Origin of the sequence: Thioalkalivibrio sp. ALJ24 (assembly GCF_000377785.1) — a bacterium.
Lineage (GTDB): Bacteria > Pseudomonadota > Gammaproteobacteria > Ectothiorhodospirales > Ectothiorhodospiraceae > Thioalkalivibrio.
This window is the reverse complement of the sequence record NZ_KB898729.1, coordinates 1-18,745: the sequence shown is the minus strand read 5'-3', so window position 1 is coordinate 18,745 and position 18,745 is coordinate 1. Positions and strand designations below refer to the sequence as shown.

At 63.9% G+C, this 18,745-nt stretch carries 16 protein-coding genes; 10 read left to right on the top strand and 6 right to left on the bottom strand.

Annotated elements, in window-relative coordinates:
* Nucleotides 1-70 precede the first annotated feature (70 nt).
* Complete coding sequence (locus D571_RS0108785; RefSeq protein ID WP_018936313.1) at nucleotides 71-1,441, bottom strand: hypothetical protein; 1,371 nt, start codon at nucleotides 1,439-1,441, stop codon at nucleotides 71-73.
* Between the two features lie 201 nt (nucleotides 1,442-1,642).
* Between D571_RS0108785 and wecB the strand changes: the two genes are divergently transcribed.
* The 4 genes from wecB to D571_RS0108765 are packed head-to-tail and all read left to right on the top strand — an operon-like array spanning nucleotide 1,643 to nucleotide 5,920.
* Nucleotides 1,643-2,797, top strand: a complete 1,155-nt coding sequence (gene wecB, locus D571_RS0108780; RefSeq protein ID WP_026287732.1) for a non-hydrolyzing UDP-N-acetylglucosamine 2-epimerase — start codon at nucleotides 1,643-1,645, stop codon at nucleotides 2,795-2,797.
* Nucleotides 2,798-2,802: 5 nt separating this feature from the next.
* On the top strand, nucleotides 2,803-3,768 hold the full coding sequence (locus D571_RS0108775; RefSeq protein ID WP_018936311.1) for a polysaccharide deacetylase family protein: 966 nt from the start codon (nucleotides 2,803-2,805) through the stop codon (nucleotides 3,766-3,768).
* Nucleotides 3,765-4,763 carry a polysaccharide deacetylase family protein gene (locus D571_RS0108770; RefSeq protein WP_018936310.1) on the top strand — a complete coding sequence of 333 codons (999 nt, stop codon included), beginning with the start codon at nucleotides 3,765-3,767 and terminating at the stop codon, nucleotides 4,761-4,763. The genes D571_RS0108775 and D571_RS0108770 overlap by 4 nt, the downstream gene beginning before the upstream one ends.
* Before the next feature lie 2 nt (nucleotides 4,764-4,765).
* Nucleotides 4,766-5,920, top strand: a complete 1,155-nt coding sequence (locus tag D571_RS0108765; protein ID WP_026287731.1) for a GNAT family N-acetyltransferase — start codon at nucleotides 4,766-4,768, stop codon at nucleotides 5,918-5,920.
* Here D571_RS0108765 and D571_RS14100 read toward each other — a convergent pair.
* The 4 genes from D571_RS14100 to D571_RS0108750 all read right to left on the bottom strand — a co-directional run bounded on the left by D571_RS14100 (nucleotide 5,883) and on the right by D571_RS0108750 (nucleotide 10,344).
* Entirely contained in the window at nucleotides 5,883-6,479 is a 597-nt protein-coding gene (locus D571_RS14100) for a GNAT family N-acetyltransferase (RefSeq protein ID WP_232196958.1), read from the bottom strand. The genes D571_RS0108765 and D571_RS14100 overlap by 38 nt on opposite strands.
* A 78-nt stretch (nucleotides 6,480-6,557) precedes the next feature.
* Nucleotides 6,558-7,523 carry a GNAT family N-acetyltransferase gene (locus tag D571_RS0108760; RefSeq protein ID WP_018936308.1) on the bottom strand — a complete coding sequence of 322 codons (966 nt, stop codon included), beginning with the start codon at nucleotides 7,521-7,523 and terminating at the stop codon, nucleotides 6,558-6,560.
* Entirely contained in the window at nucleotides 7,523-8,758 is a 1,236-nt protein-coding gene (locus tag D571_RS0108755) for a pyridoxal-dependent decarboxylase, exosortase A system-associated (protein ID WP_018936307.1), read from the bottom strand. Before D571_RS0108755 ends, D571_RS0108760 begins: the two co-directional genes overlap by 1 nt.
* The gene (locus D571_RS0108750) at nucleotides 8,755-10,344 is read right to left on the bottom strand and encodes an acyl-CoA ligase (AMP-forming), exosortase A system-associated (RefSeq protein WP_018936306.1); all 1,590 of its coding nucleotides are present in this window, start codon (nucleotides 10,342-10,344) and stop codon (nucleotides 8,755-8,757) included. The genes D571_RS0108755 and D571_RS0108750 overlap by 4 nt, the downstream gene beginning before the upstream one ends.
* 354 nt (nucleotides 10,345-10,698) lie before the next feature.
* Between D571_RS0108750 and D571_RS13695 the strand changes: the two genes are divergently transcribed.
* The 3 genes from D571_RS13695 to D571_RS0108740 all read left to right on the top strand — a co-directional run bounded on the left by D571_RS13695 (nucleotide 10,699) and on the right by D571_RS0108740 (nucleotide 14,963).
* Entirely contained in the window at nucleotides 10,699-11,424 is a 726-nt protein-coding gene (locus D571_RS13695; protein ID WP_038046992.1) for a 7-cyano-7-deazaguanine synthase, read from the top strand.
* Nucleotides 11,425-11,638: 214 nt separating this feature from the next.
* A complete protein-coding gene (locus D571_RS0108745) occupies nucleotides 11,639-13,120 on the top strand; it encodes a putative O-glycosylation ligase, exosortase A system-associated (RefSeq protein ID WP_018936305.1) in 1,482 nt (493 codons plus the stop codon).
* A 55-nt stretch (nucleotides 13,121-13,175) separates the two neighbouring features.
* The gene (locus tag D571_RS0108740) at nucleotides 13,176-14,963 is read left to right on the top strand and encodes a hypothetical protein (RefSeq protein ID WP_018936304.1); all 1,788 of its coding nucleotides are present in this window, start codon (nucleotides 13,176-13,178) and stop codon (nucleotides 14,961-14,963) included.
* 6 nt (nucleotides 14,964-14,969) lie between these two features.
* Here the strand turns inward: D571_RS0108740 and D571_RS0108735 are convergent, their stop codons facing one another.
* Nucleotides 14,970-15,980: a glycosyltransferase family 2 protein gene (locus D571_RS0108735; protein ID WP_026287729.1), complete on the bottom strand. Its 1,011-nt coding sequence runs from the start codon at nucleotides 15,978-15,980 to the stop codon at nucleotides 14,970-14,972.
* A gap of 102 nt (nucleotides 15,981-16,082) precedes the next feature.
* On the opposite strand from D571_RS0108735, the gene D571_RS0108730 reads away from it, so the two are divergent.
* From D571_RS0108730 to D571_RS0108720, 3 genes are all read left to right on the top strand, one after another.
* Nucleotides 16,083-16,907 (top strand): polysaccharide pyruvyl transferase family protein, encoded by an 825-nt coding sequence (locus D571_RS0108730; protein WP_018936302.1) that lies wholly within the window; start codon nucleotides 16,083-16,085, stop codon nucleotides 16,905-16,907.
* A 291-nt stretch (nucleotides 16,908-17,198) separates the two neighbouring features.
* Nucleotides 17,199-18,266, top strand: a complete 1,068-nt coding sequence (locus D571_RS14095; RefSeq protein ID WP_083916888.1) for a glycosyltransferase — start codon at nucleotides 17,199-17,201, stop codon at nucleotides 18,264-18,266.
* Between the two features lie 272 nt (nucleotides 18,267-18,538).
* A partial coding sequence (locus tag D571_RS0108720) for a transposase (protein WP_018936301.1) occupies nucleotides 18,539-18,745 on the top strand: 207 nt, incomplete at its 3' end.

Here is an 18,745-nt window from a genome sequence, read left to right as displayed (position 1 = left end):
CATTCCGGTTGCAAAAAGGGAAGGAGGCAGAGTCGGGCAGCATACCGCAGCACGGCCAAGACCACGGCGCTTACCGGCACGGCGCACACTCCGGCGCGGCCGGCCCGATCCCCGGAACCCGGCCGGGGTTGGCTCCCGTCGGCCCGGCGTAGGCGCCCCACACCGGGCGCAGTCGCGGGCGCTCGTTGTAATCGTGCTCGAGCTCCGGCCACTTCGCTTTCACCTGGTCGGTCACGGGCGCCTCGCGCTCGTACATCCGGCCCGGGCGTGGATACAGGTCCAGCGCGTCCAGTGCCGCATCGGGGGCGCGCAGGGCATGCTCCGCCTCGTCCCGTTCCGCCGTCAGATTGTCACGGCTGTCGATCCCGCCCGAGAGCTGCAGTGGCGCCCCGGCGAACACCGCGTTACCCGACACCACCTGCACATGCGCCGGGTCGGGCTCGTCCACACGGATCCCGAACCCCTCGGCCACGAGCGTGTTGTTCAGGATCTTCACATCGCGGGGCACGTGATTGTGCGGTCGCACCAGCAGCGCGTCCCCGTGGTGATTCACGAAGAGGTTGTTGGTCAGCGCCACATTCCCCTCCCCCTGGAACAGCCGCTCGTGGGGGTTCTGATAGAAGAGATTGCCCACGATCCGGTAGCGATCCTCCGCACCGGCCCCCGTGGGCGGGAAGTGCCCGACCAGCAGGTTCGGCCGCGCCCGGCCGCCGCTACTGCCACGCTCCGCCTTGCTCAGCAGGTTGTAGCGGATCAGCGTTTCGCGCGGCTCGGCCGGCATCCCGGGAACATCGTCGCGACTGTTCTGGTGCTTGATCTGGATGTTGTACCCCAGCGTGCGCACGATCCGGTTGTTTTCGATCCGCCCCCCGACGAAGGCGTTGTCCCCGTCGGGCTGCCCCAGATACATCCCGGTCCCGGCATCCTTGATCGTGCTGTCCCGGATGACCCAGTTCCAGGCGGGCACGCGCGTCGTGATCGCCGAATTCCCCTGCGAGCGATCGTAGCGACGGACAGTCAGGGACTCCAGCGTAATGTCGTGCGCATACTCGCCGTGCGCCTCGGCCACCACGCCGCTGACCGGTTCCCCGCCGCCATCCAGCGTCAGGTGCCGGATCACCACGTGCGCGGCATCCAGCAGGCTGACCGTGTTCTCGCCGCGGCGCCCGTGGAACACCGCCGGCTCGCCGGATTCCGGACCGCTGATCACGATCGGGCGCTCCGCCGTCCCCTGCACATCATGCAGCCGCAGGGCCCGCGGATAGTCCCCCGGGGCCAGCTGCAGCCAGTCGCCCGGTTCCAGCTCCGACACGACTTCGCGGTAGTTGGCGGGATCGGCTTGCACCCGATTCCAGCCCCCTTCGGGCGTTTTCCGAGTCTCGGATTCCGCTCCGCCCGTTGCCACCGGGGCACTGCCCCCCGCAACCACCAGCGCGAGCATCAGGAGGACTACGCCTCCTGCCGGCCGCCACCACACCAACCTGGTCCGGGCTTCCAGCCGCATCCGATTTCTTCCCATGCTTGAACCCTCCGCGTGCCGCCCGGCGCCCGATGGTTGTGCAACCCGTGTGCTCAGCCGCAAACTCGGTGCAGCGACCCTGCGTTATGATCCTTTATAACCAACAGGACATCAGGCTCTCCCATGTCAGACTTACGCCAATGCGAAATCGTCTGTGTCGTCGGCGCGCGCCCGAACTTCATGAAGATCGGTCCCGTCATGCGGGCACTGGACAATGCCGGCATCCGGGCCCAGCTCGTGCATACCGGGCAACACTACGATGCGGCAATGAACGAGCGTTTTTTTGCCGATCTGAACATCCCCCGGCCTGATGTCAACCTCGAGGTCGGTTCCTCCTCGCACGCGGTGCAGACGGCCGAGGTCATGAGCCGTTTCGAGCCCGTTCTCGACCGACTCAATCCGCGAGCCATCCTTGTTGTGGGCGACGTGAACTCGACCATCGCCTGTGCCCTGGTTGCGGCCAAGAAAGGCATCGGAGTGATCCATGTCGAGGCAGGGCTGCGCAGTTACGATCGCCGTATGCCTGAAGAGATCAATCGCGTTCTGACCGACCAGATCTCGGACCTGCTGTTCACCACCGAACGGCACGCGCTGGACAACCTTGAACGCGAGGGTATCGAGCGTGATCGGGTGCACTTTGTCGGTAATGTGATGATCGACACCCAGCTCCATAATCTAGACCGTGCCGTGCCCTGGCGCGAGACCCTGCAGGCTGCCGGCATCGAGCCGGAGGAGTTTGCCCCCGCCGGACGCTACGGCGTCCTGACCCTGCATCGTCCGTCCAACGTCGATGCTGCAGAAATCCTCGAGCCCCTGGTCACCACTCTGTCCACGATCGCGAAAGATCTGCCGCTGGTCTTTCCCCTGCACCCGCGCACCCATAATCGTCTGCGCTCTTTCGGACTGGAACAGCACCTTGAAGATGTTTCCATCGCCGTACTTCCACCCGCCGGCTACCTCGAGATGCTGGGGCTGATGAAGGATGCAAAGGTCGTGCTCACCGACTCCGGCGGCATGCAGGAGGAGACCACGGCGCTGGGCGTCCCCTGCATTACCCTCCGCGAGAATACCGAGCGTCCCGTGACCATCGACGAGGGCACCAATGTCCTGGTGGGGCACGACACCGAGCAACTGCAGGCGGCGTTCCGCGATTTGATGCAGCATGGCGGCAAACAGGGCCGTATTCCGTACTATTGGGACGGCAATGCCGGAGAGCGCATCGCGGGCATCATCGGTGACTGGCTTGGGCTGCCGGGCGCTACACGGGCGACAGGCTGAACGGCATGCTGCTGCGATCCCTGTTTTCACTGTTCTCGCCCGGCGGTTCGCGGGGGCGGCTGTCGATCCTGATCTACCACCGCGTGTTGCCCGAACCCGACCCGCTGCTGGATGGCGACCCGCACGCCGACGACTTTCGCTGGCAGATGCGCCTGCTCGCCCGCTCCATGAATCCGCTGCCACTCGACGAGGCCGTTCGGCGCCTGCAGGAGCGGAGCCTGCCCCCCCGCGCGGTCTGCGTGACCTTCGACGACGGCTATGCCGATAACGCCGAAGTCGCCCTGCCCATCCTGCGCGAGGAGGGCGTCCCGGCCACGTTCTTCATCGCCACCGGTTATCTCGACGGCGGCCGCATGTTCAACGACACCCTGATCGAGACCGTGCGGCGCCTGCCATCGGGTCGGGTCGACCTGACACCGGAGGGGCTGGGCGAACGAAAACTGGAAACCGACGCCGATCGTCCGGCCCTGATCCGCGAACTGATCGGCCGGTTCAAGTACCAGCCCGCCGAACAGCGAACGGCCGAAACCGAGGCCCTTGCCCGGCGCTTCGACGTCCGGCTTCCGGACAATCTGATGATGACCGGCCAGCAAGTGCGCGACCTCGCGGCCGCAGGCATGGGGATCGGAGGCCACACCGCGACCCATCCCATCCTGACCGAGGTGGACGAGGCCAGCGCCCGAGCCGAGATCGAGCGGGGGCGGGACGACCTCGAGGCCCTGCTGGGACGGGCGCCGCACCTGTTCGCCTACCCGAACGGGCGTCCCGAGAAGGACTACGCCGCCGAGCACGTGCGCATCGCGCGCGAGAGCGGATTCGAGGCGGCCGTCACCACTGCGCCGGGTGCCGCGCGTCCCGATTCCGACCCCTTTCAGCTCCCGCGCTTCACGCCCTGGGACCGGACCCCGATGCGCTTTGGCCTGCGTCTGGCCCGCAATCTTGCCGAACCCCGGGAGAGGCGTGCCGCATGACCACCCGTGTCCATATCACCGTCGATACCGAATTCAACATCGGAGGGGCTTTCGAGGACCCCGAAAACCGGCAACCGGTAGGGCCGCCCGCCGTGTACTGTGAACGCGAGGGGCGCTCGGAAGGGCTCGGCTATCTCCTCGACACTCTGGAGCAGCATGGCATTCGCGGTACGTTCTTCGTGGAAGCCCTGAATACCTGCTATTTCGGCGATGAACCAATGGGCAGGATCGCCCGGGAGATCCACGCGCGGGGACACGAGGTGCAGCTGCATCTGCACCCTTGCTGGACCTATTTCGAGCAGCCTGACTGGAAGGAGCAACTGACCAGGAATCCACCCAACGACGACATGACCCGTCGCGATCATGATGAGCTGGTTCGTCTGATCGAACTGGGCCAGCAGGCGTTTCGCCGCTGGGCCCTGCCGGAACCCCGGGTATTGCGCACCGGTGGTCTTCGTGTGGGGCTGGGCGTTTACCGGGCGATGCGGGAATGCGGCATGCCTATGGCCTCGAATGTCGGCCTGGCGATCTTTCGACCGGAGGAGCCCGAGCTGCATCTGTTCAGCGGTGATCATGAGATCGACGGGGTGCGCGAGTTTCCGGTGACCAGTTACATCGACTGGCGCCTGCCCGGGAAGCAACACCACAAGACCCTGACGGTCACCGGATGCTCCTGGCCGGAAATCCGCTCACTGCTTCGGCGGGCACAGGCGAACCGGATTCCGGATGTAGTGCTGCTCACTCATCCCTTCGAGTTCGTCAAACACGACTCCGATCCGTCAAAGCCGCCCCGCATCGACCGGATCAACCGTCACCGCCTGGAGAAGCTGTGCGCGTACATTGCCGCAGAGCCGGGGCTGGAACCGGGCTGCATCGGCGATTCGCCTGAATCCGCAACCGGAGACCATCGAAACATGGCGCTGGAAGTTCCCCTGCAACAGACCCTGGCCCGGATGCTGGTCAACCGCTTCAACCAGGCATCCATCGGCGTGTAGACATGGCCCGTGCCCCCAAATCCAGCCCGGCGGAGGAAGCCGCAGCGCCGGTCGCTGACTGGCGTGTGCGCACGGTGCGGCCGGACGAATCCTTCAGCCCGCCCGGGCCCGGCCCCATGATGGAGCATGACCCGGAATGGCTTCTGGCCATTCGCCACCCGGGGCACGGTGAGGTCCTGCTGGCCGAGAAGGACGAGCGGTACCTGCCAATTCAAGTCCACGACGGGGCCCTCAGTTTCGTCCTGGGTGGCATCGCCGTGCGTCGCATCGACATTCGCCGCCACGTCCTGACCGGCAACCTGCCGGACTGGTCGCGGGAGGATCTGATCGCCATTCTCCGCTCCCTGCGCGGGCATCTGGGCCGAAATGGCGTGGTGTTTCTGATCGGCGTCGTCGAGAACGAACCTTTGTGGCAGGCGTTACAGGACCCCGAGCTGCGATGTAACTACCGCGTGCTGCAAAGCGGTGCCACAGACGCCCGCCGCACAATCCGGCTGGGCGCTGATTTCGATGAGTATCTTGCGAGCATCCCGCGTAACCACCGCAAGGATCTGAAGAGGCGAGAAAATCGCTTCGAACGAGAGTTCGGAGGCCAGAGCGAGGTCAGGGTGCTGACTGGGCAAGACGAAATCAAGCGCTTTCTGGAGGAGGTTGCGCCGGTCTCCCGACGCACCTATCAGAGTCGCCTACTGAAGCTCGGCGTAGGTCCTGGTGGCGCTCTGGAACGTCAGCTCGTTGCGGCTGCCAATCGCGGACAGGCCCGCTGTTACGGTCTCTACGTGGATGGAGAGGTCATCGCCTGGAGGATCGGATTTCTCTTCAAAGGCCGGTACTTCAGCCATCATGTTGGTTTCGATCCGGACTACGCGGCGTGGACCCCGGGTTTGGTACTGCATATCAAATCCATCCGGGACTTCGCTTCGCTCAATATCTGGGTAGAAGAGATCGATCTGCTGCACGGTGACAACCCGGCCAAACGCAAGCTCGCCAATGCGATGCGACGGGAAGGCAAGTTCTATCTGTTCCCGCGCACCTGGCGTGGAACGGCGCAGTACCTTGCGCTGAAATGGTTCAACGCCGTGTCGGATGGGCTGACGGGCATTGCATCGCGTCTGGGCATCAGGGAGTGGGCCCGGAAGCGTCTGAGGCAACGCTGACGGCCCGGATTTCAAGGCCCCGACGACCGGCCCCGGGGGTGCCGAGGAAACCCCCTTTGGTAGTCGTAAGAATCAGCGCGACCGGCCGCCAACCGGCGCGGCGAAAAGCCCTGCGTGACGCCACGTTGGTCGACCGTATGTGGCAGTACGCACGCCGGTAACCCGCGTCAAAAAGGGACGCACAGGCCTTTCTCACCAGGAACCGGGCATACCCCTTCCCTCGGTCCAGTTCCGGTGTGTACAGGAAAGAAACAAAGAAGGCACTTTGCGGCAGGGAGACGTTCAGCGGGATGGGGGTAGAAACGTCGAATCGCGCAAACTGGATATTCAATTGCGAGGCGATGCGCTCCTCGGACCGCAATGCATGGATCTGGCCACCTTCTCCGAGAATACGCTGCGGCGCCCTGCCCGTGTGTCCAGCGATCGACTGCGCCTGGTCTGTTGGTAAGGCTCGGAATTCATCCGGATGCCGCAATACGACCTGATTCAGGCCCGACACTCGATCGGCTTGCCGCTCGTCCGGGGCATCTTCCGCCCGCAGCTCGTAGATCCAGTGCACCTGGACTCCGGTAAGGCGTTTCAGAAACCAGAACCCGCCGGCTTCGAAGAAAGTCAGGGATGGACGCAAGCTGCCCCCCTAACCGGCCGAAGTCGACCTGGCCATGCGTTTGACTCGCCCCTTGAGCCGCAGAAATCCGAGTGCCTTGCTTGCCCAGTGGGAGCCATTCGTGATCGCCGTGTGGGTGTACACGAGGGCCCGATTTCTCCACGTCGGCTGCAGCAGGTAGACATCCGCGCAATAGTAGTAGTCCTTGCCAAACAGGGACTTGTGCGCCCCCTCTCCGGGGCTGAAGTCAAACAGGGAATGCGTCCCTTCGCGAAACAGGGACTCCAGCACCAGCCATTGCAGCACCGTTCCGGGTGACAGGTCCGCATGTTCCTGCAAGTAGCCCAGGAACGCGTAGCGCAAGACGCCATCGTCAATGGGGCAGTACAAATAGGCGATCGGCTGTCCATGAAGGAACAGAAGGTAGCCCCGAACACGCCCGTCGCGGGCCCGCTCGAGAATCTGGTCGACAAATGACTGACCTCCGGGCAGGCCCGCATCCAGCAGGCGCTCCTGGTAGGTACGCGCCGAGACTTCCCGAGCCAGCCGATGAAACTCCCGAATCTCATCCGGGGAGCCATACTGGCGCCAGTCGATCGAACCGCCCGAGGCCTCCGCCAGCTTGCGGACCTTGCGGCGCATGCTGGAGCGCGACTTGGACGAGAACCGTGCCTGATAGGCGTCCCAGCCGGTCGTCAGGTCGATGAAGTGCCGCTGGTACTGACGGGGTACAAAACGCAACCGCCCGTGGAAACGAGAAACCCTCGGTAGCGGCGCTTCTACCGGCATCGAGCGTATCAGGCAGTCTTCTTCCGGGGCCGCCTTCAGGATTTCTTCGGCATGTCGCGCCTCGATCCGCGTAAAAGGGAGCTGCAGCACCTGCATGGTCCGCATCGGCTCCGCCAGGGTGCGATAACCAAAGCGAATGGGCAGGTACACCGCCTGCTGCGCAAGCGGCAGATCCGTCGACGCCGAGGGCGCGGAGCCACCGTCCATCAGACCAGAACCTCCACCGGTTCCGGGTGGCTCAGAAAGCGCGTGGGGCTCGCGGTAAAGCCGTAGGCGCCGGACTGGAAGACCACGATCAGGTCGCCCACGTCGGCGCGCGCCATCTCCATCTGCTGCGCCAGCACATCCAGCGGCGTGCACAGCGGGCCGACCACGTTCACCACCTCGCGCTCGGTGCCCTGTACGCGGTTGCCGACTGCCACCGGGTAGTTCTTGCGGATCACCTGACCAAAGTTGCCCGACGCGGCGAGGTGATGGTGCAGGCCGCCGTTGGTGACCAGGAAGACCTGCCCGCGTGATTCCTTGCGGTCCAGCACCTCGGCCACGTAGATGCCGGCCTCGCCGACCAGGTAACGGCCCAGTTCCAGGATGATCTCCGCGCGGGGCAGGCGCTCGCGCACGGCGGGCAGTTCGCGGGCCAGATGTTCACCGATGGGTCCCAGCTCCAGCGGCTTCTCCCCCGGGAAATACGGGATGCCGAAGCCGCCCCCGATGTTCAGCATCTCCACCGGCCCCGGGGCGGCGTCGGCCAGGCGCAGGGCCAGCTCGAAGGTCCGGGACTGCGCCTCGATCAGGGTTTCGGGGCGCAGGTTCTGCGAGCCGGAAAAGATGTGAAACCCGCGAAAATGCAGGCCCAGTTCGCCGATGCGGGCCAGCAGTTCGGGTACGCGTTCGGCATCCACGCCGAAGGCCTTGGGGCCGCCGCTCATGCGCATGCCGGAGCTTTTCAGCTCGAAGTCCGGATTGACACGCACCGCGACCTGCGGGAGCCGGCCCGTGCGTTCGGCGATGGCGCCGAGCCGTTCCAGTTCGGTGGGCGATTCCACGTTGATGGTGATCCCGGCCGCCACCGCCGCCTCCAGCTCGGCCACCGACTTGCCCGGCCCGGCAAAGCTGATATCGCCCGGCGCCGTGCCGCTGTCCAGCGCCACCTGCATCTCTCGGCTGGAGGCCACATCCAGCCCGTCCACCAGGCCGGCCATGTGCCGGACCACCGCCGGCATCGGGTTGGCCTTGATCGCATAGTGCAGGGCGATGCCGTCCGGCAGGCTGGCGCGCAGATGCTCCACGCGCCGGGTCATCAGCGCGCGGTCGTAGGCATAGAACGGGGTCTGCCCCACGCGTGCCGCCAGATCCGTCAGCGACCGGTCGCCGATCTGCAGGCAATCGTCCACCACGGAAAAATGATCGATCGGGCTGTGTTCCGGGCGCGAGTCCGTCACGCTGTTTCTCCTTGCTGGAAAATGTCCCCGAATTCGCCGGCCAGGGCCTTGCGGTCGATCTTGCCGTTGGCATTGCGCGGCAGCGGCTCGGCGCGCAGGTGAACATGGGCCGGCAGCATGAACCCCGGCAGGTGCGGGCGCAGGGCGTCGATCAGGGCCTCCGCGGTTGCTTCTTCGCCCTGCGGCTGCCCGACCAGCACGATGCCCTCGCCCAGCGTCGGATGGGCCACCCCGAACGCCGCGGCCTCCGCCACCAGGCCGGTGGCGTAGACCGCTTCCTCCACCTCGTTGGGGCTGACCCGGTAGCCGGAGGTCTTGATCATCTCGTCGCGGCGCCCGACAAAGTAGAGATAGCCGTCTTCGTCCATGCGCACCGTGTCGCCCGACCACACGGCGATCTCCGGCAGGGGCATGCCGGAAGGCTGCCCCGGCGCCGGCCGAAAGCGCTCCGCCGTGCGTTCCGGGTCGTTCCAGTAGCCCTGTGCCACCAGCGCCCCGCGATGCACCAGCTCGCCCGGCTCGCCCGGGGCGCACGGGCTGCCATCCTCGCGCACCACCTCGATCCGGGCATTGGGGATCGCACGGCCCATGGAACCCGGGCGCCGGTCCAGTTCGGAAGGGGGCAGATAGGTGGAGCGGAATGCCTCGGTCAGGCCGTACATCAGCACGCAGTCGGTCCGCGGCAGCTGGCTGCGCAGCCCGGCCAGGGTTTCCTGCGGCATCGCCCCGCCCGAGTTGGTGATGTAGCGCAGGGACTGCTGCGCTTCTTCCGGCCAGTCGAGCCGGGCGAGCTGGATCCAAAGCGGCGGCACCGCCGCCAGCCCGGTAATGCCGTAACGGGCCACCGCGCGGATCACGTCGCGCGGCAGCAGGTAGTTGAGCAGCACCGCCTCGGCACCCACCCGAAAGGCCGTGGTCAGCTGGCTCAGGCCGTAATCAAAGCTGAACGGGAGCACCGCCAGCAGGCGGTCGTCGGGCCGGTTGTCCAGATAGGTCGCCACGCTCTCGGCGCCGGCCGCCATGTTGCGGTGCGAGAGCACCACCCCTTTCGGCCGTCCGGTGCTGCCGGAGGTATACAGGATCGCCGCCATGTCCGTATCGATCACCCGATGGGGACGGACATCCGGCGCGGGGGCATCGGACGCCCATGGCTCGATCCGGACATGACCGGCCTCGGCATCCTCCGGCACCTCGCCCACCACGAGCACGGTGTGCAGATCCGGACAGGCCGGCAGTGCGTCCAGCAGACCCGACAGCCGATCCGCCGAGGTGACCAGGATGCGTACGTTGCAGTCACGCAGGATGTGCGTGACCTGTTCGGCCTTCAGCAACGGGTTCACCGGTACGAAGGCGGCTCCGGCCAGCGTGGCGCCGAACAGCGCGTGGACCGTCTCCGGGCGCTTGTCCAGATACACGGCCACGCGTTCCTGATGCTCGATGTCGGCGCCCAGCAGACGCGCTCCTGCGGCTTCGACGCTGGCGGCCAGCGACGCGTAATCCTCCACCGAATCGCGGTGGCGCAGGGCCGGGGCGTGCGGCGTGGAATCGGCATGCGCCAGTATGGCGTCGTGAACAAGGTAGGGCATGTGCGGTCGGCCTGTGATCCCCCGGTGATTGCAACGACATGGTAACCCACGGGACACCGCTCGTGGCGCGATGGCACGCATGTTCGATTGGCGCAGCGGAGCTTACGGCTTGCCGGCTTCGTAGAAGAATGGTTTTACGGTAGCTACGCTCTCGGGTTAAATGTGAGGGGCTGTGCAAGCCGGGCGACCCGCGTTGAGGCACAAATTGATTGTTCTCAGTGCCGCGTGGGGCTAGACGGCCGCCGATGATGTGGCGTTGCGCCCGCGGGCAGGGTTCAGACTCCACGGCAGGTAAACGACTTTCGAAGTCAGGACGCCTGAAATCCACAATCGGACACAAGGCCATTTCCAATAATGAGTACGCCAACACGCCATGTCCTGTGGACCGGCGGCTTCGATAGTACTTTCCGGGTCTGCCAAATCCTGGCTGAATCAAGCGATCTGGTTCAGCCCTATTACCTTGTAGACGAAACCCGCAAGTCCACCGGTGAAGAGATTCATACAATGAATCGCATCAGGCGCGACCTGGAAAAGCATCCGCAAGTGGATTCCTCGCGCCTTCTTCCGACACATTATGCCTCCGCGCGAGGGCGGCCGGTGCCGGATGGGGTCCGAGAAGCCTGCAAGATCATCTCTAGAAAGATGGACATCGGCAGCCAGTACCCGTGGCTATCCGGGTACGCGCAGGTTTTGGAGGAGCCTCTGGAGCTGGGGATCCAGGGTGGAGGGCGGATTGAGAACATTCTCAGGCCCCATGTGGAAAATGGAGTCGTCAGGGGGGGGGGCGGGGAATCGGAGTTCGAAAACGCCTTGCTAAGGCTTTTCGCGCCATTTCGTTTCCCAATCATTCACCTGTCAAAGAATGATATGTTCCGGATCTCCGATGAAAGGGGATTCCGCGCCACCATGGAAAGAACATGGTTCTGCCACTCACCTCGCAGGGGAAGGCCCTGTGGTCGCTGCGCGCCGTGCAAGTTTGCGATTGAGCAGGATATGGGCTGGCGAATTCCGTTCTTCCGGCGAATTCAGCACCGGAGCTTCTGGGAACACCTCGCGAGATCCATGCGCTCTGGAAACTGATCGCGCGTGACGCCGGGTCGCTCGCCGCCAGGGATCGTGCTGCCCTGAGCCCGAGGGCGAGCACATCCCGTAGGCTCGGATCTGGCACTTGGGGCACGCGTGGAAAAGCCCCGTCGATTGCTGGCTTATTCACCATGGTCTCGAACGTGTACTATGGGCTATTACGCGCCGCCTTCCCGCACCATCCAACCCGGCGGCGCCAGCGAAGAACCGCATGCGTGACTATCTTCTCGCCCTGATCATCGCCGTGCTCCTGCCTCTGATCGTGCGCTATGCATGGATCGGGGTGCTGGCCTGGTTCTGGATCGGGCTGTTTGCCCCGCAGTGGCACACATGGACATTCATGCGCGGCGCGCCCCTGGCTACCTACGTCGGTGGTGTCACCCTGATCGCGCTCTTCCTGGCCAAGGATCGAAAGCCGTTCCCGTTTACGCGGGAGACGGTCATGCTGTTCGTGCTGGCCGGCTACTTCGCGATGACCAGCCACTTTGCGGTCAACTCCAGTGGCGCGTGGGACTTCTGGATCCATTTCATGAAGATCCTGCTCATCACCTTCGTCACGCCGATGCTGATCTACGGCGAGCGCCGTATCGTCTGGCTGCTGCTGATCATCACCGCTTCGCTCGCCTTCTACGGCTTCAAGGGCGGAATCTTTGCGATCCAGACTGGCGGCGCTCATCACGTGCTTGGCCCCACGGGTTCCTACCTCTCCGGCAACACCTACATCGGGCTGGCCATGCTCATGGTCCTGCCGCTGATCCTGGCCACCGCGCGGATGTTCGACCGGCGCTGGGCGGCGGATCTTGGCGTGAACCTGCTGAACCGCTTCTCACGGCCCATCGGGTGGTTTGCCTATGCCGTTTTCTGGCTGACCGCGATCGCGATCCTGGCCACGCACTCGCGTGGTGCCTTTGTGGGTCTGGCTGCGATCTTGCCCTTCCTGTTCTGGCACATGCAGAAGAAATGGCTGATGGTGTTGTCGGGCATCATCCTGGTGGCCGTGGTTGGCGTGACCGCCCCGGAACCCCTGGTCGAACGCTGGCAGACCATTGAGACCTACGAGGAAGACCGGTCCGCGATGCAGCGCATCCAGTCCTGGGGCGTGGCCTGGAACATGGCGATGGAGCGACCCCTGACCGGCATGGGGTTTGGCAACTCCGCTCTGGGTTACGACTGGTGGGTGTCATACGCCAACTTCGAAGGTGACTGGCGTCATGTGCTATCGCCTCACAGCGTCTACTTCGGCATCCTGGGACAGCACGGGTTCGGTGGCCTTGCCGTGTTCCTGCTGCTGATCGGTTTCACCTTTTTCACGCTCAACCGCGTCCGGCGCACCGCCCGGAACCGCACAGGACAGATTTGGTTGTCCGAATATGCATGGGCTCTGCAAATCGGCCTTCTGGGTTACCTGGTCGCGGGTGCATTCCTCGACGTGGCCTATTTCAACCTGCTGTATGCCTTCATCGCCCTGGCGGTGATCATGCGGCGGGAGCTGGAATCGGTACCGCTGACGGATGCGCGCCCGAGCGTTGCGCCGACGGCTGCCGGGCCCGCCACCTCCGGAACGGGACCCGAGGTAGCTCCGTCGCCGGCGCAAACCGCATCGTCCCCGGGGACGGTCGCAACATCGCAGGACACCATCATGTCGGGTTCAATGATGGACGACCCCGGCCGCGATGCGCCCTCAACGCGCTGAGCGCGAACCGGGTCCCGGGACCGTCGAGCCGGCCTCCTCGCCCGCAGGGACGGACATGCCAGAGCTCGATGCCGCGCTGCAGACTCTGGCCGGCGCCCTGCGCGACCACACCCGCCCTGGCTCCGGGCTGTGGGACCCCGGCGAGCAGGCAGCCACCCCGCAGGACCACTACGGCCAGACCGCCACCGCTCTGGCCCTGACCCTCGTGCACGGGGGCGGCTCCGCGGCCGCCCGCCACGCTCTCGGGGCCTGGCAGTCGATGGCTCCCCGGGAGCGGGGGCACGCACCGTTCAATCGTTTTCTGCTGAACCTGCTGGCCGGACATTCCGCGCAGAAAGGCGGCGGCGAGCAAGAGGCGGAGAACCTTCGCGCACTCGCCCGCCAGTGCCCACTGGCCCGTCGGTATCCCTCCAACAACTGGGCACTGCTGGCTCGGCTGTGCGAGCTGCAGGAGGCACCGGCCAACCGCCGGCCTCGTGCAGCGGGGCAGTTGCAGCAGCTGTTCGCGGCCTGGTCCGGGCCTGATGGCGGCTTTATCGACTATCCCGCACGTCCGGAGCCGACCCGCACAGGGGCCACTCCGGCCGCCTACCACCACAAGGCCCTGTACGTGGCCGTAATGGCGGCGGAATACGGCCATCCCGGTGAATGGCAGTCGATCGTGACGCGACTGCTGCAATGGAGCCTGCAAACCTGGGACGGACACGGTCATGTCGGTGGCCTGGGCCGCAGCAGTCACGCCCTGTTCGGGGATGCCTGCCTGGTGGCCAGCCTGATCCTGCTGGGTGCCGGACAGGAGCCGGGCCGCAGCACGCCCGCCGAGCGAATGCTGCAAGGCATTCTGGATCGCTGGCGGGAACAGACCCGGCCGGATGGCTTTCTTGCACTGAATCCGGCGGATCGCGCGGCACCCGGCTGCGGGTACGACTCCTACATGCACCTGTCGGTCTACAACGCCTGGGCGGCCGCCATCGTTGCCTGGGCGCGGGACCGCATCGCAAGTACCGGGCGAACCGCCATTCCCGTCGACCTTTCGGCATTCGAGCCCTGCGCCACAAACGATCTGAATGCCGCCCAGTTTCGCGTCGGCGATCCTGGTGCGACCTTTGCGCTGATCGCCGGCCGCGGACAGCCGCCGCAGGCCTTCAGCCGCAGCGGGGTGGAACTGCGCTACGCCGGGGGCATCCCGCTGCATCTGACCTGGCAGGGGCGCCCGCTTTGCCCGGCGCCGGTTCGCGTTTCACGCAAGGCGCTGGAGGAGAACCCGGCCCTGGCGGGCTGGACACCGATCTTCGAGTGTGAGGGGATGCTCTACGGCCTGACGGATTTCGATACATGCGAAATCGAACGTGACGGGCGAAGCGTACGGATCGCGCTGTCGGGCGCGCCACGGGCATTGATCCGACCGTCGCCCGGAGGGCTCGGTCAGCGCACACTGGCCGCGCTGGACTGGCGTCTGCTGGGCGGCACGCTCGGCCGAAAGGCCGCCCTGCGCCGTCCACCGCTTGCCGGCATCACAGGGTCCCTGGAGTGGACCGTTCACCTCGATCATCCGCGCATCGAGCAGAGACTGACTCTGGATCACCAGGGCGAACATGGCGTGCGCTACCTGAATCTGGGCGGACACGCGGTCACCGATGCGGCGCCCTCGGAGTGCGCCTTCCGCGCTGAGTCACCGGGTACGGACAACTGGCTTGAGACATCCCTGCCGTCGGCAATCGCAGGGGCTGTGGGACGCAGCCTCGCCCCGCTGGAGCTGCCGCGAGGCCGCTATGAGGCGGTGCTACAGGTCACCTGGACCGACCAGTCGTCTGGATCTATGGCGACGCACAGGCGTGAGTAGCCAAACTCAGTTGCTCTCGGGTGGCTCATCCCGCCGGGCGAGGCGGCCGGCCATCAGCCGTAAGAAATTCGGGACCAGCAGCGCAACGCCGGCAGGATCGTTACGAAAGGTCTGTCCAATCACCCGCCAGTCCAGCGGCTTGCGGTGGCGAAGCTGGTGCAGCACACCGGCCAGAAACTCTCGGCGGGAGCGGCCGAGCTGGCCCCGCACAAACGCCTTCTGCCGGGAGTTCAACGGGATCTCGTTCAGGACCATGTGCGCCAGTGCAACGTAATTGGCGGTCAGCCCCAGATAGCCCTCGGTATCCCAGCCCGACTTGTCGAAGATGTTCACGCCTTCGCCCTCATCCGCATACACCCGCGGCGAAAACGCAACGCGCTGCAGCTGGGCGCCCAGCCTAAGCTTGAACAACCTATCTTCGCCATGGACCAGGTTTTCCGGAAATCGGACACCCGCGAATCGATCAAGCCGGTAGGCCATCGTATTCGCACTGATAATGTTGCTGCGACGAATCAGTAGATCGAGGAAATCACCCACAAACTCGTAAAGCTGGTGTTCTGTCTCCACCAGCCGGTGCTGGTCGTGCCGGATATTGTCGGCGGCCGAAGGTCCCCAGTGGAATCGCGTACCTGGAACGCCGCCACGCAAGCTGTCGCCGACGAACAGGTCGTACCCCTTCTCCAGTGCCCGCACGGCATCCTGCAGGAAAGGCCCCGTCCACTGGTCATCCGAGTCCAGAAAGGTCACGAAGGCCGCATCCCCCGCATGGTCCAGCCCCGTATTGCGCGCCGTGGCAGGCCCGGCATTCTCCTGACGGATAATGCTCACCGTCTCGCCATCCTCCAGATCGCCGATTTCCTTTTCCGCCGGAAGCGGTGATCCATCGTCTACAACGAGAATCCGCACAGGTGTCCCGCCCCTAGTATCCAGCACGGATTGCACGCTCTGCCGCAGAAGCCCGGGTTCGCGCTGGAAATACGGTACGATGACGGCAATTTTGGCTTCGGTGTTCGACATCTGTTTTGCCCTCGGCGCAGGCGGCTTGCATGATGGCTGCGGGCGTCGTTTCGCACCGCGCCTGGATGGCACGATACCAAGTGGATTCTGCTGGAGACCCGGATGTATCTCTACCGCTACCGCAAACGGCCCAACTTCGGCGACGAGCTGAATGAATATCTCTGGCCCCGTTTCATACGCGCTCCCCTCGAGCCGGAGCCGGGCTCCGAGGACGTACTAGTCGGGATCGGCACGCTGCTGAATGAGCGCCTTCCGGAGCAGGGTACATTGCACATCCTCGGTACTGGCTACGGCTATGGTGCGCCACCCACCCCGGACGCGATGCGCCGCGCAAAGATCCATTTTGTCCGTGGGCCGCTGACCGCGAAGACGCTGGGTCTGGACCCGTCTCTGGCCATCTCGGACCCGGGCATCCTGCTGAACCGAACGGAAGACCTCGACCAAAAAAAAGACATCGACTGCGCTTTCATGCCACATCACGGCCTGTGCCACGACCGCATGAAAGCACTGTGCGAAGACGCCGGCGTACATTTCATCCACCCAGAAGCATCCTGCGAGAGCGTCATCGACCAGATCGGCCGCAGCCGGAAGCTCATCTGTTCCGCCATGCACGGCGCCATTGCCGCGGAAGCACTTCGCGTCCCCTGGCTGCCCGTCATCACCAGCCCCGAGATCGTCCCCGACAAGTGGCAGGATTGGGCAGCCAGTCTGAATATCACCGTTTCATTCCGGAAGCTCCCAACCCTCTGGTCGCCACCCGAATCCTCGATCAAGGGTCGCTTGGTCGCCCGAGCGAAGGCGACGGCATTCGAGCATCGAATGCGCGCCCTTGCACGCTCGCGCCACTTCCGCCTAGGCTCGGATCATCGGTTGAATGAGCGCCTCGCCCGAATGGAAGGCATCTTGAATGCGTTCAATGAAGTCTGAAACAACTCAATTTCGGGCCATCACACGGCCTGCTCTTCGAGTATGAAGAAAGGCACCGAGCAGCTATGCCGCCTGTTCAGCGTGGCTGAAGTTGTAGCGAGCGCGACCCAATCGGGTTACCGCTGCACGGAGCGTATTGCCCGAAAACCTCCCGGTGACCGATCCATCCAACCGTCACACGGGTAGAACAGTATACTGTGACTACAATACCCCTCCAGACGCGAATTGTTGAAAAACTGCGCCAGATAACGGGCTATTGATCCCCGATTACAACACAATTTGGACCTGTAGATGCGTGTAGTTATCTTTTTTGTAACACGCTTTAGTGTACTCCTTCCTCCGCAGGAGCGCGGCTCGGAGTGGGCATCCATCGAGATGGCTTTCGAAGAGCACAAGCAGCAGATTTTTGATGATGAACGCTTGTCGACAAGAATGCGCACCTTCGAGACCTTTACGTTGCCTTCAATCAGCGCGCAGCAGATACCGGCAGAACCGAACGTGGAAATCGTTCATCTGGTTCTCACCTCTACCGAACTACCACCAGATTTCTTGAGGAAACTCGAGTCCCTGGCGGATCAACATGCCCATTTGAGGGTCGTCAAAGTCGCACCAGGGTCTTGCGGTTTGGCCAACGACGCGCACCCGGCCAACATCGATGCTGCGATTCGGCAGCAAGTCCACGAAAAATGTGAAAAAAACGAAGAGCCGGTTCTTTTTGCCACCGTACGTCTGGATGACGACGACGCCCTCTCGACACAATATGTAAAAACCTTATGTGGCCATCTGGGCCCCGACATGGCTGGGTATGTATTTTCGATGCCGGTTGGTTTTTTGTGCGAACTCGATGCCACCCAGCGAAACATGACCGACTTGAGGCACTGGTCGTTTCCCAAGATTGCGCTGGGGCTTGCTTATTTCAATAGATACGAACCGGATAGCGGCGGGCGTTATTTCGACGAAGAGACCTTCCACATACACAATTGTGGATCTCATGTCAGCATCGACACCCGATACCCCGTGATTATCGACTCGCGTTATCCAGGCTACTTGGCGACCGTAAACGGTGTAAACGATTCTGGCGACCACTCCTACATGAAATTCTTGCCCAAGGCCCCGGCAACCACTGTAAAGGAGGCATTTCCGGGCGTTTCCGGGATAACGGAAACGCTGCCGGGAGCTGACCCTGACGGCACAAGAAAGCCAGAAGTGGATATACGAAACGCGAGCCAGCATCGCGCCGTCTACCTGGAGCTTGCGCACAGTGTTCGACATTACCGGTGGATGCTACGAGCTATCGGAAAGATGCGCCGCATAGCAGAGTCATTCTTGCGATTCAATCGGAAACGCGGGGCATCTTGATGGTACTTTTTCGAAAACTCCGGAGCGCAGGAAAACCGTCCCCGGATAGAGATTTGGCGGTGAGACGGTTCTACGGGAGAACCAACGCATCGTCTCCTCTTGATCAGGGAAAGAACAGACCATGAGCGAGACCTACAGACTGCTAAAACGAGTCAGCCCCGGTTTTGTTTGGCGGCCCTTTCGCCGCTGGCTCGTAAGCTTCCCATCCACGAGGACCAGTGGTTATTAGAGTGCTCTGGCACAATCGAGGTCGAGCCGCCGGGAGGGGAGCCATGCGGAAGTCACGCTTCAGCGAGAACCAGATCCTGTCGATCCTGAAGGAGGCGGATGCCGGGCAGTCCGTTAAGGAGATCTGCCGCAAGCACGGGATCAGCCAGCCGACGTTCTACAACTGGAAGTCGAAGTACGGCGGCATGGCCGCCTCGGACCTCAAGCGCCTCAAGGAGCTGGAGGAGGAGAACCGCCGGCTCAAGCAGATG